At 67.0% G+C, this 15966-nt stretch carries 15 protein-coding genes; 6 read left to right on the top strand and 9 right to left on the bottom strand.

Features of this window, described 5'->3' with window-relative positions; translation table 11 throughout:
• Positions 1 to 105: 105 nt before the first annotated feature.
• The 3 genes from BSG17_RS10795 to BSG17_RS10785 all read left to right on the top strand — a co-directional run bounded on the left by BSG17_RS10795 (position 106) and on the right by BSG17_RS10785 (position 2812).
• Positions 106 to 291, top strand: coding sequence for an HVO_2901 family zinc finger protein (locus tag BSG17_RS10795; protein WP_089823833.1), 186 nt, complete (start codon positions 106 to 108; stop codon positions 289 to 291).
• Between the two features lie 128 nt (positions 292 to 419).
• Positions 420 to 2285, top strand: a complete 1866-nt coding sequence (gene gatE, locus BSG17_RS10790) for a Glu-tRNA(Gln) amidotransferase subunit GatE (RefSeq protein ID WP_089823831.1) — start codon at positions 420 to 422, stop codon at positions 2283 to 2285.
• Positions 2286 to 2359: 74 nt separating this feature from the next.
• Positions 2360 to 2812, top strand: coding sequence for a MaoC family dehydratase (locus tag BSG17_RS10785; RefSeq protein ID WP_089823829.1), 453 nt, complete (start codon positions 2360 to 2362; stop codon positions 2810 to 2812).
• Between the two features lie 13 nt (positions 2813 to 2825).
• On the opposite strand, the gene BSG17_RS10780 is transcribed toward BSG17_RS10785, so the two are convergent.
• The 3 genes from BSG17_RS10780 to BSG17_RS10770 are packed head-to-tail and all read right to left on the bottom strand — an operon-like array spanning position 2826 to position 5301.
• A complete protein-coding gene (locus tag BSG17_RS10780) occupies positions 2826 to 3662 on the bottom strand; it encodes an RNA methyltransferase (protein WP_244531516.1) in 837 nt (278 codons plus the stop codon).
• A complete protein-coding gene (locus tag BSG17_RS10775; protein WP_089823827.1) occupies positions 3659 to 4237 on the bottom strand; it encodes a DUF8114 family protein in 579 nt (192 codons plus the stop codon). The genes BSG17_RS10780 and BSG17_RS10775 overlap by 4 nt, the downstream gene beginning before the upstream one ends.
• Before the next feature lie 41 nt (positions 4238 to 4278).
• A complete protein-coding gene (locus tag BSG17_RS10770; protein WP_089823825.1) occupies positions 4279 to 5301 on the bottom strand; it encodes a M48 family metalloprotease in 1023 nt (340 codons plus the stop codon).
• Positions 5302 to 5488: 187 nt separating this feature from the next.
• Here BSG17_RS10770 and BSG17_RS10765 point away from each other — a divergent pair, with 187 nt between their 5' ends.
• The 3 genes from BSG17_RS10765 to BSG17_RS10755 all read left to right on the top strand — a co-directional run bounded on the left by BSG17_RS10765 (position 5489) and on the right by BSG17_RS10755 (position 9343).
• Positions 5489 to 7219 carry a DNRLRE domain-containing protein gene (locus BSG17_RS10765; protein ID WP_089823823.1) on the top strand — a complete coding sequence of 577 codons (1731 nt, stop codon included), beginning with the start codon at positions 5489 to 5491 and terminating at the stop codon, positions 7217 to 7219.
• A gap of 84 nt (positions 7220 to 7303) precedes the next feature.
• Positions 7304 to 8527: a dihydropteroate synthase gene (gene folP / locus BSG17_RS10760; RefSeq protein WP_089823952.1), complete on the top strand. Its 1224-nt coding sequence runs from the start codon at positions 7304 to 7306 to the stop codon at positions 8525 to 8527.
• 135 nt (positions 8528 to 8662) lie between these two features.
• Complete coding sequence (locus tag BSG17_RS10755; RefSeq protein ID WP_089823821.1) at positions 8663 to 9343, top strand: 6-hydroxymethylpterin diphosphokinase MptE-like protein; 681 nt, start codon at positions 8663 to 8665, stop codon at positions 9341 to 9343.
• Between the two features lie 19 nt (positions 9344 to 9362).
• Here the strand turns inward: BSG17_RS10755 and BSG17_RS10750 are convergent, their stop codons facing one another.
• The 6 genes from BSG17_RS10750 to rqcH all read right to left on the bottom strand — a co-directional run bounded on the left by BSG17_RS10750 (position 9363) and on the right by rqcH (position 15905).
• Positions 9363 to 9800 (bottom strand): DUF8215 family protein, encoded by a 438-nt coding sequence (locus BSG17_RS10750; protein WP_244531515.1) that lies wholly within the window; start codon positions 9798 to 9800, stop codon positions 9363 to 9365.
• 64 nt (positions 9801 to 9864) lie between these two features.
• Complete coding sequence (locus BSG17_RS10745; protein ID WP_089823819.1) at positions 9865 to 10932, bottom strand: mRNA surveillance protein pelota; 1068 nt, start codon at positions 10930 to 10932, stop codon at positions 9865 to 9867.
• 45 nt (positions 10933 to 10977) lie between these two features.
• The gene (locus tag BSG17_RS10740) at positions 10978 to 11637 is read right to left on the bottom strand and encodes a DUF4013 domain-containing protein (protein WP_089823817.1); all 660 of its coding nucleotides are present in this window, start codon (positions 11635 to 11637) and stop codon (positions 10978 to 10980) included.
• Between the two features lie 75 nt (positions 11638 to 11712).
• Entirely contained in the window at positions 11713 to 12693 is a 981-nt protein-coding gene (locus BSG17_RS10735) for a DUF4013 domain-containing protein (RefSeq protein ID WP_089823815.1), read from the bottom strand.
• A gap of 144 nt (positions 12694 to 12837) precedes the next feature.
• Positions 12838 to 13542: a DUF4013 domain-containing protein gene (locus tag BSG17_RS10730; protein WP_089823813.1), complete on the bottom strand. Its 705-nt coding sequence runs from the start codon at positions 13540 to 13542 to the stop codon at positions 12838 to 12840.
• A gap of 245 nt (positions 13543 to 13787) precedes the next feature.
• Entirely contained in the window at positions 13788 to 15905 is a 2118-nt protein-coding gene (rqcH, locus tag BSG17_RS10725; RefSeq protein ID WP_089823811.1) for a ribosome rescue protein RqcH, read from the bottom strand.
• Positions 15906 to 15966: the final 61 nt, after the last annotated feature.

Here is a 15966-nt window from a genome sequence, read left to right as displayed (position 1 = left end):
TCGCGTCAGACGGCAAAATCGAAAGCGGGCGTCGACCTTTCGGCTTTGGTCACGAGAGTGGGAACAAGCGACATTTTCAAGACATACGAGGTAGTTCCTTCACATATGCCTGGGGTGAACCTTCATCGAGAGACAAAGGGTCGGGAACTGCTCGTATGCCGAAAATGTGGAACACGCTTCCCGGAGGGGAAGGCGACACAGGACGGCTGGTACTATCGCTGCCCGGAAGACGGCTGTGACGCAGAGGGGATCGGCGAGGGGCTGCGCCGACTCCGCGACGACGAACGGTAACACCCGCACGACGCTCACCGAACGGGGGCGGTGAGACTTCTCCTCTCGCAGTCGACGCGCAGTCGCGACGCCGACGGTTCGCCCCCAGACTGAACAGTTTTTACTCCCCCCGCGCGCACATGGCGACAATGAGCGAGTACGACTACGAGGAACTCGGGCTCGTCGCGGGGCTGGAGATCCACCAGCAGCTCGACACCGCGACCAAACTCTACTGTCAGTGTCCGACGGCGCGACGCGAACCGGAGGAGACTACCCGGACGTTCACCCGCTATCTCCACCCGACGAAGAGCGAACTCGGAGAGATCGACGACGCCGCGCTCGAAGAGAGCCGCGTCGACCGCGAGTTCGAGTATCTCGCGTTCGACACTACCTGTCTCGTCGAGGAGGACGACGAACCGCCGCACCACATCGACGACGAGGCGCTCGACGTGGCGATGCAGATCGCGACGATGCTGGAGATGTCCGTCGTCGACCAGGCACACGTCATGCGCAAACTCGTCGTCGACGGTTCGAACACCTCCGGCTTCCAGCGGACGGCGCTCGTCGGCCAAGAGGGCCAGATCGAGACGAGCGACGGCCCGGTCGGCGTCGAGGACCTCCTTCTCGAAGAGGAGTCCGCCGGGCGCGTCGCCGAGACGGGCGACGGCGTCCGCTACAGCCTCGACCGCCTCGGCATCCCGCTCGTCGAGATCGGCACCAAACCCGACATCTCCTCGCCCGAACAGGCCCGCGAGGCCGCCGAACAGATCGGGATGCTCCTGCGCTCGACCGGGAAGGTCAAGCGCGGTCTCGGCACCATCCGCCAGGACGTCAACGTCTCCATCGCCGACGGCGCGCGCGTCGAGATGAAAGGCGTCCAGACGCTCGACGACATCGAGGATCTCGTCCGCCTGGAGGTCCAGCGACAGGTCGAGCTGCTCGACATCCGCGACGAACTAGAAGCCCGAGACGCCAGCGTCGGCGAGACGCAGGACGTCACCGCCGTCTTCGACGAGACCGAGAGCGGCGTCATCGAGGGCGCACTCGACGGCGGGAAAGTCACTGCCGTCCCGCTCTTTGGCTTCGACGGCCTCGTCGGTCGTGAACTCCAGCCGGACCGCCGTCTCGGCACGGAGTTCTCCGACCACGCCAAGCGTCACGGCGCGGGCGGTATCTTCCACACCGACGAGCTGCCGGCCTACGGCGTCACGCAAGCGGAGGTTGACGCGCTGAAGGAGGCTGTCGGCGCAGGCGACGACGACGCCGTCGCCATCGTCGCCGCCGACTCCGAGACGGCGGAGTTGGCGATCGACGCCGTCAAGGAGCGCGCCGAGGCCGCCGTCGAGGGCGTCCCCGAGGAGACGCGCGGTGCGACCGACGACGCGACGACGCGCTACCTCCGTCCGCTGCCGGGCGCGGCGCGGATGTACCCCGAGACGGACGTGCCACCGGTCGAACCCGACCCCTCGGACGTCGAAGTCCCCGAACTGCTCACCGAACGCGTCGACCGCTACCAGCAGGAGTTCGGCCTCGACGCCGGCCTCGCAGAGCAGGTCGCCTTCGGCCGCCGGATGCCGCTGTTCGAGCGCGCCGTCGCTGACAGTATCGACGCGACGCTCGCCGCAGGAACTCTCGAATCGACGACGACGGAGCTCCGCCGCGACGACGTCCCCGTCGAGAACCTCACCGACGACCACCTGCTCGACGTGCTGCAGCTCGTCGACGCGGGGGACCTCGCGAAGGAGGGGATCGTCGACGTACTGACCGTCCTCGCGGAGAACCCCGAGCTCTCGGCGGAGGAGGCCGTCGAGGAGGCCGGTCTCTCGGGCGTCGACGAGTCCGAGGTTCGCGCCGCCGTCCAAGAGGTCGTCGACCGCAACGAGGAACAGGTCGAGACGGAGGGGATGGGGGCGTTCTCGGCGCTCATGGGCGAGGCGATGGGTGCACTCCGCGGCAAGGCCGACGGCGAAGTCGTCAGCTCGGCGCTCCGCGAGGAGATCCAGAAGCGCGCCTGAGCGTCGAATCCGTCCCACCGCCCCGCCGCTTGCGACAGAAAACCTACTTCATCCCCGCCCCCCACTCACCAGTAATGACCATCTTCTACGAGGATCTCGACGTCGGTCACGTCGAGGAGTTCGGTGCGTACGAGGTGACGGAGGCAGAGGTACTGGAGTTCGCAGAACGGTACGACCCGCAGTGGTTCCACGTCGACAAGGAGCGCGCGGAGGCCGAGTCGATGTACGGCGGGCTCATCGCGAGCGGGTGGCACACCGCGTCGATGACGATGCGACTCGTCGTCGACAACCATCTCTCGGAGGCGGCATCGCTCGGCGCGAAGGGAGTACGCGAACTCCAGTGGCGGAACCCGGTCAGACCCGGCGACGTGCTCTCCGTACGGGTGGAGGTGCTGGAGAAGGAGATCGAGCGGCCGAATCGCGGTCTCGTCGTCACCCGGACCGAGACGCTGAACCAGGACGACGAGGTGGTGCTGTCGATGGTCTCGGAAGTGATGTACGCGCTCCGCGAGGGCGACTCTCGGTAGTCACCGAGGACGGCTACTGGTTCCAGCGGTCGTCGTAGCCGAGTTCGTCCAGCAGTTCCTCCCGCTCTCGCAGTTGCTCGTTCGCGCGACGGACGAGGCCGAGCAGTGTCTTCACTTCCCTGTCGGTCGGATGTGCGCGGCCGAACAGCCGTCGGAACATCAACTCGGCCCGGTCGCGCTGGTGGTCCGGGAACTGCGAGGCGTCGAGGAACTCCGCGAAGAAGTCGTAGAGACGGTCGAGTTCCGCCTCGTCTGCGCGGGCGTGCTCGACGTCCGGCAGTTGGGTCTCCTCGACGGTCAACTCCCGGAGTTCGTACAGCGTGACCGTCGCCGCCTGCCCGAGGTTCAAGATGGGGTAGCGGTCGTCGGCCGGGATGGAGGCGACCTCGTCCAACTGTGCGAGTTCGTCGTTGCTGAGACCCTTCCCCTCGCGGCCGAAGACGAGTGCGGTCTTCGTGTCGACCGTCTTCAGGTCCTCTTTCAGTTCGACGGGCGTCTTGAACGGGAAGCGGTCGTGGCTGTAGCTCGACTCGTTGGTGATGCCGGTGAAGCCGACAGTGTGAAAGTTTTCGACGATCTCGTCGAACGTCACCGTCTCGGCGTTCGGCAGCACGTCCTCGCGGGCGTGGCCGGCGAAGCCGTACGCCTCGCCGTCGGGGTCGAACTTCGGCGGGTTCACCAGTTTGAGGTCGTACAGTCCGAAGTTCTTCATCGCTCGGGCGATGGTGCCGACGTTGCCGGGTGTCTCGGGTTCGACGACGACCACGACGGGTTTGTGACTCCGTGGCCCGGTCGCGGGGTCGGGTTCACGCTCTCGGTTTCGTGTCTCGTCGCTCGTCTCGTCAGTCATCTCGTCGGGTAGTCGGTGTCGAGATCGAGGTCGTCCGTCTCGACCTCCTGTGACTGTTTCCGCATCGCCTCGCGCTCCTCGCGGGGGATGATCTCGATGCGCCGCCCCTCGAAGTTCTCGTTGAGGCGGTGGTGGAGCTCCTCTGCGTCCGGCGGCGTCGGCAGGTCGTCGGGGTCGGTCTCGACGTACTCCATCCCGACGTACTCCTCGGGGGCGCGGCCGCCGTCGGCGAACCACAGGTGGAACTCGTCGCGGAACTCCTCGTCGCCGACCAACTCGTTGCCGTCCTCCTCGCGGAACCAGTAGAGGAAGTGCGGTTCGTGGCGGTCACAGAGCAGCAGTTCGTCGCCCGGTTCGCCGTAGACGATGGTCGCCTGGTTGCACCGCCGCTTCTCGGCTTCGCCGTGGACGAGATAACAGGCGTCACACGGCTCCTCGACGAGGTGTGCGAGCCGGACGAGTCGCTGCCGTGGCTCCTCGGGTATCTCGTCGAGCGGTCTGAACTCGCCGTCGTCGCCGAAGATCTCGGACTCCTCGAATCGCCAGCCACGGAGTCCGACGCTGACCTTTGCCATACGTCGTGAGTAGCGGGTACGCGAATAAAAAGAGCGTGTCTTCACCGCTCGCGGGCGAGTCGCTTCAGACGCTCGCGTCGGTCGGCGACGGGTGGATGCGTCTGGAGGTAGTGGCCGACGAACGCTTGCATACGTCGCCACCGGTGGTGGTACGTAGCGGCGCGGTCGCCGTCGACACCGAGTCGAATCGGTTCGTCGCCGACCTCGTCGACCGACGCCGGTGAGACGACGGAGAAGGCGCTGACGCTCGCGGTCGCTCGCAGATCGTCGGTCGGGCGGTCCCGGAGCCGTCTCTCTATCTTCGAGAGCGCGCTCGCGAGAGCGGCCGGATCGCCCGTGATGACGACCGCCCCGCGGTCGGCGGCCAGTTCGCGGGTCCGGGAGAAGATGGCGACGACGACCCGGCCGACGAGCGCGAACAGCCACCCCACCGTCGCCGCCACGAACCCGACGAGGCTCTTCGACTCTCGTTTACCGTCCGAGCGGTACTCCCAGTTCTCCAGCGTCGTCTCGCCCGTCGGCGACGTGCCGAGGTCGTACAGCCGCTCTGCGATCGCCGTCGGCAGCGACACCGCCGTCATCACGGCCACGTCGCGGTTCTTCACGTGCGCGAGTTCGTGAGCGACCACCGCTCGCAACTCCTCGTCGTCGAGTTCGTCGAGGAGTCCGGTCGAGACGACGAACGTCGTCGTACTCGGTCGAAACCCTGCCGTGAACGCCTCCGGTGTCTCCGTCTTCGCGACGGCCAGCGTCGGAACCGGCACGTCCGCCTGCTGTGCGACGCTCGTCACGGTCCGGTGCAGTCGCGGGTCCGTCTCCGCGTCGACGTCGACTGCGCCCGCCCCGCGGACGACGTGGTCGCGCTGGCGGAGTTCGAGTGTGGCCAGTCCGACGAGCAACAGTGTCGCGAGCGCGGGCGCGACGAGCCTCGGGAGGCCGAACGGCTCTGCTGCAGCAGCTAGTATTCCCGCCACGACGCCGACGAACGCGGCGGCGAGTGCGAAAAGGAGGGCGACGGCGAGCAGCATTCGGAGACGGAGGTTCCAGTCGACCGACCAGTCCATGTGACCGACTTCCGCCGCCGCCTGCCTAACGCTGTCGCTCGGAACGATGGTTCCCCGACGGGTGAACGAATCCGGACAGTGTCACGTCATCTATGTGTTAGCTACGGATTGACCGACAGTCGGTAAAAATAACAAAATAGTAACAAGAAATATTGTCACAGAGAGTGAGTGTACGTCGTGGTCTAGAATGCAAGTAGACGAGACGAGAGGCAGTGAGGAAACGTCCGGCAGCCGACGACACGACGCGGTCGTCACCCGCCGCGACACGCTGAAACTCTCGGGCGCGCTCGGCGTCGCTGCCCTCGGCGGGTTCGGAACGAGCGTCGCGAGCGCAGCGACTCCGGCGTGGACGCTCGTGGTGGTCCCGGACACACAGAAGTACGTGCGACGCTCGTCGCTGGTCTCCTACGCGCGAGACCAGACCGAGTGGATCGCGGACAACCTCGAGACCGAGAACATCGCCTTCGTCACACACGAGGGCGACTGGGTCGACGACGGCAGTAGTCGCACCGAGTGGCGACGCATGCACAGAGTCTGGAACGCCATCGAGGGGAAGGTCCCCTACGCCGCCGCCGTCGGCGACCACGACTACGCGGTCGAGGAAGACCGGGGGTCGTCGACCGCGAACTACCGTCGGTTCTTCGGCGAGCGTCGGTACCGGGACTACAGCTGGTTCGGCGGCTCCGCACCGAACGACCTCAGCCACTACCAGCGGTTCAGCGCCGGCGGCTACGAGTTCCTCCATCTCGACCTCGAGTGGGAAGCACCCGGCGACCCGGACGATCCGGACACCCCCGTCGGCTGGGCACAGCGCGTCCTCGACGCGCACCCCGACACGCCCACCATCGTCACGACGCACTCGTACCTGTGGGACAAGTCCGGACGGGAGGGGCGGACGACGTTCGTCGAGGAGAACAGCGGCGACGGCAACTCGGGGCAGCAGCTGTTCCGTAAACTCGTCGCGCCTAACCCGCAGGTGTTCATGGTACTCTGCGGCAACTTCCACGAGGCCCGCGGCACCGACGACGGCGAGTGGGCGCAGATCTCGCAGAACGACGCCGGTCTCGACGTGTACGAACTGCTGGCGTGTTACCAGGACTATCCGAAGGGTGGCGAGGGGTGGCTCCGCCTCCTCCGGTTCGTCCCCGACGGCGGCTCCGGCGGCCGCGACCGCATCGAGGTCCGCACCTACTCGCCCGCCCTCGACGAGTTTCAGACCGACGGCCGGAGCCAGTTCCAGTTCGATCTGCGCTTCGCCGACCGGTTCGGCGCGTCGTCGGCCGACGAGGACGGACGTGACGACGACGGCGACACTGCCGACGGTAGCGACGGCGACGACACCGACGAGAGCGCCGAGACGCGGACGCTGACGTTCCAGACCGGACGCGGCGGTTACGACGGTACCGTCGACACCTACCTCCAGGAGGACCGCCCCGCCGCCGACAACGGGACGGCGTCGACGCTGGTCGTCGACACGAACGACCCCCACGGGACGGGACGGGCGGCACAGGCGCTGCTCCGGTTCGACGGCGTCGTCGGCGACGGGGACGACCGCGTCCCCCGCGGTGCGACCGTGCGGTCGGCGTCGCTCACGCTCCGGACAGTGGACCGGGGTGACGGCGCGGCCCTCCATCGGCTGCTCGTCGACTGGCGGGACAGCGACAGTTGGAACTCGCTCGGCGAGGGCGTGCAGGCGGACGGCGATCAGGCCGTCGGCGAAGCCGACGTCACCACCGGCCGCGTCGCCGCCGGGACGACGACCGTCGACGTCACCGCGAGCGTCCGGTCGTGGGTCACAGGCGAACCGAACCACGGCTGGGCGTTCCTCCCCTCCGGGGGGAACGGGTGGGACTTCGTCTCCTCGGAGGGGTCGACGCCGCCGGAGCTGACCGTCACGTTCGACGTCGCTTCGGCGTGACCTGCGTCGAGACGTCTCGAGGGACAGTCTCTTCGGACGACCGCTTCCGGGTGGCATATGTACACCGCGTCCTCAGACATCCCCATGCGCAACGTGGACGCCGCCGGACTCGGCATCGGTGACGACTACCCGCCGCGGATCATGGGCGTGCTGAACGTCTCGAAGGAGTCACCGTACGAGCCGAGCGTGTTCGACGACGCCGGCGAGGCCGCCGAGTACGTCGACCGCGAACTCATCGACGAAGGGGCCGACATCGTCGACGTCGGCCTCGAATCCGCGAACAAGCGCTTCGAGGTGCTCTCCGCCGAGGAGGAGCTCGATCGCCTCGAGACGGCGGTCGAGACCGTCGAGAGCGTCTCCGGCGACGCCGTCTTCTCGATCGAGACTCGCTATCACGAGGTCGCCGAGGCGGCCCTCGACGCCAACTTCGACATGGTCAACGACATCTGTGGCTTCGCCGACCCGGAGATGCCCGAGGTCTGCGAGGCCCGCGACGCCGCCGTCGCCAAGATGGCGAGTCCGCCGGACCTCGAACGCCCCGGCGCGGTCGAAGAGGTCGACGACATCTACGAGGCGTTGACGCAGAACGGGCTGACCGACAAGACGATCGTCGACCCAGCCTTCGGCGGGTGGAGCGAGGCCAAGACGCTCGACCACGACCGCGAGACGTTCCACCGGCTCCGGGAGTTCCGCGGCTTCGGCCAGCCTGTCTTGGTCTCCATCAACCGCAAGAACTTCCTGCGCGAGATCGCCGGCCGCTCCACCGAGGAGGCGCTCCCCGTCAGCCTCGCCGCGACGTCGATGGCGGTCGAGCGCGGCGCACACGTCGTCCGCACCCACGACGTCGGCCAGACGCGTGACGCGGCGCTCGTCGGCAAGGAGTTCGCCCGCCGCCGACTCCGCAAGGCGGGCGACGTCGGCGTCGAGGAGCTGGACGTCACGACCGTCCGGGAGGCCCGCCGCCACGTCGCCCGGGTCCGCGGCGACGACGGGACGGCTGCCGACGCCGACGCTTCCGGCGGTTCCACCGGCTCCACCGCTCCCGACGCTTCCGACGTTCCCGCGCCCGATGCCGCCCGTCACGCCGTCACTCGCGTCTTCGAGCTGACCGGTCTCGACGCCGAGTCGAAGGGGGCGCTTCGGGCTGCCGCGGCGGAGACGGCACTCGTGCTCGTCGAGGGTCGCGACGGGACGAGTCTGCTCGCCGTCGGGACGCCCGTCGCCTTCGAGAACACGGCGACGGAAGCGGGGGGCGTCTCCTCGGCGCTCGACGCCGCACTGGAACGAATCGCCGACGAGGCGAGATAACTCCACGGTAGACACCTCGAAGAGAAAACTTATGACACCCCGGAAGAAACTCGGCAGATGGAAGCCGGAACGGCACACGGGTAGGGGTACTTGGTGCCCGACCGGACCACACCGTAACACTCCCGAGCGACGGCCATGAACTTCGACGACTGGGAACCCGTCTACGAGGCGATTCTGGCCGACTTCGGCTTCGGACGCGAGGCCGACGAGCGTGCCCGCGACGTGCTCGCAGAGTTCGCCGTCCCGTTCGACACTGAACGCTTTGCCGACGTCACCGACTCGACCGTCGCGATCGCGGGTGCCGGTCCCTCGCTCGCCGCCGAACTGGACGTCGCCGCCGCCGCCGACGTCGTCTTCGCGGCGTCGACGGCGACGGACGTCCTCCGCGACGCCGACATCTCGGTCGATCTGATGGTGACCGACCTCGACAAGAACCCCGAGACGGCCGTCGCGTTGACTCGCGAGGGCGTCCCCGTCGCCGCCCACGCCCACGGCGACAACGTCCCCGCCGTCCGCGAGTGGGTACCGAAGTTCGACCGCGAGCACGTGCTCGCGACGACGCAGGCCGCCCCCGTCGGGCCCGTCGTCGACTACGGCGGGTTCACCGACGGCGACCGGGCGGCCTTCATCGCCGACGAGTTCGGCGCCGGCGAATTGGTCTTTCTCGGCTGGGACTTCGACGACCCGGATGTCGACGACGTGAAGGCGAGGAAACTGCAGTGGGCCGAGCGACTGCTCCGGTGGCTGGAGGTTCGCCGCGACGAGGAGTTCACGGTGCTCGACGGGCAGCGGGAGAGCATCCGGCCGGTCCGGTGAACTCGGTTCGGCGACGCTCTCACGGTTGCCACCGAGCGAGCGACTGGAGTCGCCGGACGAGGCGCGGAAACGCCCCGAGCGACGCGACGACGACGAGGAGCGTGACACCCACGCCAACCCACCACCGTCCGGCGGCGGTGCGCGCGACGACGCCGAGCCACGTCCCGCCGCCGATGGCGAGCCCGTAGTACGCCGACCGGAACGGCATCGACACGAAGTCGCTCGGCTCGGGCCACTCGCCGACGTCGACGTACTTCCCGCGGAACGTCCCGACACCGACCGTCGCGGCGGCCATCGCCGTCAACGCGGAGAGCGAGACGGCGTCCTGGTCCGGGGCGGTGGTCAGGACGGCGAGTGTCGGAAGCGACAGCACACACACCTCCAGGAGTGCGAAGAAGACGTAGTCCAGCCATCGCTCGAAGCGGGCGTTCAGCGTGCGGTTCGGCGACTCCGACACGTCGTGTCACTAGGGGACGAGCGAGTAAACGGTTGTCCCGACGTGTGTCCCGTCTCGGAACGGATCACTGCATCCGATAGCGGAGGATCGCCGCGATGCCGCCGAGGTTCTTCAACTGCTCGCCGGGGGCGAACTCCGCGGAGAAGACGGTGACGTCGCCACCTTTCTGTTCGACCGACTCGATGACGTCGTTGACGTCGACGTCCCAGTCGCCGCGGCCCTGTCGCTCGTCGCGGAGGCGTTCGTCGAGAACGAGCAGCGTCTCGACGGCCCCGAACTCCGCGGCCTCGGCGACCTGTTCGATGCCGTAGGCCGCCTTCGCCCCCTGCGCGATGTTCTCCATCAGTTCGTCGATGAGTTCTGCCTCCTTCGAGATGCGCGTCTGCGTCTGCACCTCGTCGACTGCGCCGCGCTTCAGTACCTCGTGGACGCCGCGGTCGCCGACGCCGGAGGTGTCGACGACGGTCAGCTTCTCTGCGACCTCCGGATAGTTCTCCTCGACGTAGTCGCGGGCGTCCTGCTTCGTGAACCCCGGTCCCGCGAGGATGACGGCGTCGACGTCGAGATGCGAGAGCGCGCTCCCGAGTTCGGCGAACAGCTCCGAGCGAGGACGGGCGTACTCGCCCTTGCCGGTCGGACGGGTGAACGAGCCGTACTCCTTCGTCCCGTACTGCTGGACGGTGTGGATGTAGGCCGCCCCCTCCTCGACGGTTGCGATGGCCACGTCGGGGTTCTCGGAGGCCTGTTCGGCCTCCTCCAACCTGTCCTTCTGGTCTTTCTTGAAGTGTTTCTCGATGGTGAACTCGTTGCGCTCTTCGACGTTGATGGTGTGGTGGTGACCGAGCTGGTCCTCGCGGGAACAGCCGACGATGACGCCGCCGACGCGCAGCCGGTTGGCGAAGCGGGCGAACTCGACGTCCTCGACTTCGAGGGTGACGTGGAGATGTTCGCGCTCGCCGCCGGTGTCGCGCATCTGGTCGTCGTCGCGCTGGATGCGGCGTGTCGTGTCGCCGGAGACGAGGTCTCCCGGTTCGAGCACGTAGGAGAGATGCCAGAGGTCGTCGACGTTCTCGGGGACGAGCGTCATCCGCTCGCGCCCCTCCTCGCCGCGACCACGGCTTACGATTCGCATGGCCGAGCAGACGACCCGCGGGCTAACAACCCTTGCCTTCTCGTCTCAGACCGTCGTGGCTGTCGTCGCTGCGTCGTCGCCTCGCCGACCGATTCCCTTCGCGAATCCGCGGCCGAACAGGTAGTAGACGGCGACCTGCACGTAGAACAGGACGAAGATACCGACGAGCAGGAAACTCAGCGCCGCTCCGACGGCCCCGCCGACGAACCCGACGACGAGAGCGAGCAACCACGCGACGGCGTAGTCGCTCGTGAAGGTGGCGGACTTGATCGTCCCGAAGTCGAACGCAGCACCGAGCTCGCCTTCGAGGGCGAAGTTGGCGGACGCCGCGGGGACGAAGTAGCCGACGACGAGCGCCAGCACGAACACCACGAGACCGAGGACGAGGACGAGCGCACCACCTCCGCCGTCGCCACTGAATCCGAGAGCGAAGAGCAACGAGAAGTACGGGACGGCGAGAATCAGCGAGTACGCGACGTTGACGACGAACAGTTTCAGGCCGTCGACGAGCAGTGTTCCCCAGTCGGTGAACGACGGGACCTCGGTCTCGCCGTCGACCGCAGCACGCAGGACGCGAACGAAGTACCCCTGTAGAACGAACACGGGGACGACGAGGAAACTGAGGAGACTCAGCACACCGCCGATGACGAGCGTTGGAATCCAGTCGTCACCGGTCCGCGGGAACGACAGTGCATCACCTATCATACAAGTTCCTCATCCGTCGCAATCAAAAGGATTTCCGTGCGTATCGTCGGTTCGTCGGTACAACTCTGGGGCTCGCTACTCTCGAACGCACGGTTCGTGTCGCCGGTCGTCACCCCAGACGAACGGGTCGGTCTCGTGATCGACGCCCGTCTCGGTCTCCGCCGGAGGCGACCCGTCGCCGTCCCCACCGTCCACCTCGACCGTTGCCGAGGTGAGGTGCCCTCGCTCGCTGCATCCGGCGGGCCCAACCGTCCGACCCGTCTGGACTGCCGGCGACACCTCGCTCGGGCGGTCGTCGAGCGCGACCGCGACGACCCGGTTGTCTTCGTCGTCGTCGGTCACGTCGAGAGCGGAGGCGGCACCGCGGCCGTACAGGAGATGTGCGAGGACACGCGCGTAGAAGGCGACGAACACGCCGACCACGGCGAGCGTCGTCGGTGCGGCGACGACGAGGCCGACGGTGAGCACCGTCACCGCGCGGAGCCAGCCACCGGCGTAGCGACGGCGCCGGGCGACGCCGAACACGCGGCGGAGGGCGAACCCGTCGCGGAGTCGTCCGCTGGCGGCGAAGACGGCGAGCGCCGCCGGGCGGACGTAGAGGTAGGCGGCGCCGTACCCGAGCGTTCCGAATCCACAGAGAACGACGCCGAGCGCCGCTACGACGCCGACGGGCGAGTTGGGCGCGACGACGTTCGACGCGAGCAGCGCCGCGAGGCCGACGGAGCCGCCGACGAGGACGACGAACGGCAGGAGGTAGCCCGCGCTCAACAGCGCGGACTTCGCGCCGTCGCGGACGAGCGCCCCCCAGCGGACGAACGACGGCGTCGCGTCGCCGTCGCGCAAACCGACTCGGACGGTCCGGACGTAGTACCCGCGGAGGACGAGCGGCGGGAAGACGACGAGCGGAACCAAGAGCAGGAAAACGAGCGGCGAGGCGACCGCGAAGAGCCACGCCAGCGGCACCACCGTCGCCACCAACACGAGAAACCCACCCATGAACAGCGTCGTCACCGCGTCGTCCGTCCGCGTCGGTGCCGACAGCGCCTCCCGGAACATCTGGTCGAGTGGTCGGGGGGTGGGCACATAACGGTGTCTCGGTACGGTGGCCGCGCCGATGGGTCGAAAGCGGCGGCGAGAGCGGGGTAGCTACCGCTTCTGTGGGTCGACACTGCCAAAAACTGTGACTTCGGTCCGGTCTGCTCAGATCGTCGCGCGCTCGTCCGTCGTCTCCTCGTCGCGCATCGCGACGGGGTGGAGCTCGCCCCAGGCGGTGCCGACGATGTAGTACGCCGCGACGAGGGCGTAGAACGTGATGAACGCGCTCAGGATCGCTCCGACGCCGGTCGCACCGAGCAGGCCAGAGACGATACCGGCGACGAGGAAGACGGCGAACGCGTAGAGCCACGCCGTCGCGTACGTCCCGTTGAACAACACCGGCTTCAGGTCGCCGTACGAGAACGCCGCGCCGAGTCGGTCCGTCTCCGCGTAGTTGGCCAGCGCCGCGGGCGTGATGTACGCCGCGAAGAGCATCAGGACGAACCCGACGAGTGCGCCGACGAGCGCCACGAGGCCGCCGAACAGGCCGGCCGTGTCCGAACCGCCGCCGGCGACCGCGCCGGCGACACCGAGGAAGACGGCGACGGCGACGACGACCCCGGGGACGAGGAAGTACACGAAGCCGACGACGAACCCTTTCAGGCCGTCGACGGCGAGGTCACCCCAGTCGTCGAAGACGGGCGGTGTCTCGTCGCCCCGCATCGTCCCGCGGAGGACGCGAAGTATGTACCCGATGACGAAGAACGTCGGGATCACGAGCGCACTCAGTAGGCTCAGTACACCGCCGATGAGGAGGGTCTTCACCCAATCGTCGTCGTTTCGGAGGTAGTCGATTGATTCTGTAATCATGGTTAAATCGAGAACGGCGGTCTCTCGACTCACCAATTCTCATCCATCAGATAGGACGGAGAGAGCGATAAGCGTTTCTCGAGAATTATCTACTCGACGATAGAACTGCGGCGAACGTCGGCCTCTCGTCCCGGTCCGACGCTCATAGGGATTATCGGAGCCAACCGCAGCCCTACGTTTAGCCTCACGACTCATGTGAATCGGTTCCCGGATGCGGGATCTATGAACTCCGACGATAATCCCTATCAGTTGCCGTCGCCGTCGACGACGCCGCTCCCGCCCGACGGGAGGAACTCCTGGATCTTGTCCGCGCTGGCGACCTTCCGGACGAACGACTGGTCGGTGAACCGCTCGCGGAACTTCCGGTAGAGCATCTTCGCCATGTCGTTCTGGGCGTAGCGACCGGGCTGTAGACGGACGCTCGTCGCCGTGTCATCTTCGATGGCCGACGGCGGCCCCCCGACGACGCGGGTGTCGGGTTCACAGCGGATCCCGACTGCTACCTCCGCGGCGACGTCGTCGTAGTAGGTCCGGTCGCCGCGGATCACGAACGACCCCTTCTCGACGTACTCGCCGCTCTCGGGCGTCTTCGACACCTGGTCGGCGCTCACCATGTACGCGTCGTCGGCGAACCGCCCCTCCTTCCAGATCGAGGAGTACGCGACGGCGAACTGGGCGGCCTCCTCGCGACTCCGCTCGGGGATATCGACGTCGCGGGCGGGTTCCGACGGTCCGGTGGCCTTCAGCACCGTCACCGGCCCTCCGTGTGCCTGCGTGTGGAAGAAGAGGTCGTGTTTGTTGAGGTATTTCTTGACGATCTCCTCGTTCTGGTCGGCGTTGCGGCCGCCGATGACGAGGAAGCCGTCGGATGTCTCGAACCAGCGGAACCGGTCGTACCACATGTCCTGCTGGCGGATCGGGATCGACTGCTTCGAGAGCCAGTCGACGTCGGCTCGCTCTTCGTCGTCGTCCGTTTCCTCCTCGTCGTCGTCGGACTCCCACTCCTCGCGGCGTTTCTCCAACGCGGCCAACTTCTCGCGAGTGTTCTCGATGGCCTCGAGTGCGCCCTCCTTCTTCTCCTCGACGCGCTTGGCCTCGGTGTAGATGCGGTCGGCGTTCTTCTCGACGCCCATCGACACGTCGAGTTCGATGCGCTGGCCGTCGATGGTGATCGTCACCATGCCAGTCGACCCGTCGACGTCTTCGACGGCCTGGGCGGCGGGGATCCCCTGCTCTGCGCCCTCGGCGAGCGTGTCGGCGATGTCGCTCCACGGAACGTTCTCGTCACGAGCACCGCGGACGGTCGAGAGCACCTCATCGGCGAGCTCGTAGTTAGCGTACAGCAGTTCCGCCTTCTTCCGTTCCTCCTGGGCTTGCTCGTCGAACCCCTCGATGGCACCCTCCTGCTGTTGGATGATGCGTTTCTGTTTCTCGATCTCCTCCTCGAAGTCCGGACGGTTGGCCTCGGCCCCACCGCCGCCCTTCTCGGCTTTGTCGCTCAGGTCGAGCCGGTAGAAGTAGTCGTCGAGCGCGGCGTTGAACGAGTCGAAGGCGACGGCGTCCAACTCCTCGTACTCCTTCAGCGGGAACGGCGTCACGTCGACGACGCGGTCCTCTTCCTCGTAGACGCGGGGCTCGAACTCGCCGGTCTGCAGTGGCTCTTTGAGTCGTTCGATGGCGTCGTAGAGCTTCCTGTACTCCTCTTCGCCCACCTCGGCGATGTCCAGCGTCTTCTCGACGCCAGCGCGGGTGCAGAGCTCTTCGGCGTAGAGGCCGCCGAGGTTCAGCTGCGTCGCCAGCGTCCGCACGACGTCGGTGTCCGACTCGTTCATCTTGTGCTCTAACGCCTCGTAGGAGACGTCGAGCGGGTTGATTCGCGACTGGGGGAACTCGTACTGCGACCCGGGGGCGACCGTCCGCGACTTCAGTCGGACAGTCTCGAGACTGCTCACCACCTCGCGGTTCTCGTCGAGGACGGCGATGTTCCCCTCGCCGAACAGCTCGGCGACGATCTCGGTGTCTTCGTCGCCACGTTCGAACTTGAACACGAGGATGCGGTCGAACTCGTACTGTTCGACCCCCGCGAAATCCGCCCCGTTGAGACGGTTACGGAGCATCATCGCGAAGTTCGGTGGGCGACCCGGTGCGTCCGGAACGTGCTCCGGGGCGACGGTGTGGGCGCGTTTGATGTCGCCGACTTCGACGAAGAGATCGACTCGACCACGGTCGAAGTCCCGCATCTTCAGCCGCAGGAGGTCATCACCGTAGAGATACGCCTTGTCGACCTTCGCACCCTCGTAACGCCCCAACTCGGTGACGAGGGCGGCGAGGTCGATGCTCGAAAGCTCCTGCTTCGGTTCCATACCCCGGATTTCAGGCGGTGACGGAAAAGACGTGTCGTTCGACCTTTTGCGCTGCGTTCGC

This window comes from Halogranum amylolyticum (assembly GCF_900110465.1).
Lineage (GTDB): Archaea > Halobacteriota > Halobacteria > Halobacteriales > Haloferacaceae > Halogranum > Halogranum amylolyticum.
Note: the sequence above shows the minus strand (reverse complement) of the source record. Positions and strands in the feature narration are given on the sequence as shown.

What these genes read in the sequence shown, in the direction of transcription:
- BSG17_RS10755 (WP_089823821.1), top strand. Translation starts at nt 8,663, where the DNA reads ATGAACTTCGACGACTGGGAACCCGTCTACGAGGCGATTCTGGCCGAC.
- BSG17_RS10730 (WP_089823813.1), bottom strand. Translation starts at nt 13,542, where the DNA reads ATGATTACAGAATCAATCGACTACCTCCGAAACGACGACGATTGGGTG.
- BSG17_RS10735 (WP_089823815.1), bottom strand. Translation starts at nt 12,693, where the DNA reads ATGTTCCGGGAGGCGCTGTCGGCACCGACGCGGACGGACGACGCGGTG.
- rqcH (WP_089823811.1), bottom strand. Translation starts at nt 15,905, where the DNA reads ATGGAACCGAAGCAGGAGCTTTCGAGCATCGACCTCGCCGCCCTCGTC.
- gatE (WP_089823831.1), top strand. Translation starts at nt 420, where the DNA reads ATGAGCGAGTACGACTACGAGGAACTCGGGCTCGTCGCGGGGCTGGAG.
- BSG17_RS10780 (WP_244531516.1), bottom strand. Translation starts at nt 3,662, where the DNA reads ATGACTGACGAGACGAGCGACGAGACACGAAACCGAGAGCGTGAACCC.
- BSG17_RS10745 (WP_089823819.1), bottom strand. Translation starts at nt 10,932, where the DNA reads ATGCGAATCGTAAGCCGTGGTCGCGGCGAGGAGGGGCGCGAGCGGATG.
- BSG17_RS10740 (WP_089823817.1), bottom strand. Translation starts at nt 11,637, where the DNA reads ATGATAGGTGATGCACTGTCGTTCCCGCGGACCGGTGACGACTGGATT.
- BSG17_RS10770 (WP_089823825.1), bottom strand. Translation starts at nt 5,301, where the DNA reads ATGGACTGGTCGGTCGACTGGAACCTCCGTCTCCGAATGCTGCTCGCC.
- BSG17_RS10785 (WP_089823829.1), top strand. Translation starts at nt 2,360, where the DNA reads ATGACCATCTTCTACGAGGATCTCGACGTCGGTCACGTCGAGGAGTTC.
- folP (WP_089823952.1), top strand. Translation starts at nt 7,304, where the DNA reads ATGCGCAACGTGGACGCCGCCGGACTCGGCATCGGTGACGACTACCCG.
- BSG17_RS10795 (WP_089823833.1), top strand. Translation starts at nt 106, where the DNA reads ATGCCTGGGGTGAACCTTCATCGAGAGACAAAGGGTCGGGAACTGCTC.
- BSG17_RS10765 (WP_089823823.1), top strand. Translation starts at nt 5,489, where the DNA reads ATGCAAGTAGACGAGACGAGAGGCAGTGAGGAAACGTCCGGCAGCCGA.
- BSG17_RS10775 (WP_089823827.1), bottom strand. Translation starts at nt 4,237, where the DNA reads ATGGCAAAGGTCAGCGTCGGACTCCGTGGCTGGCGATTCGAGGAGTCC.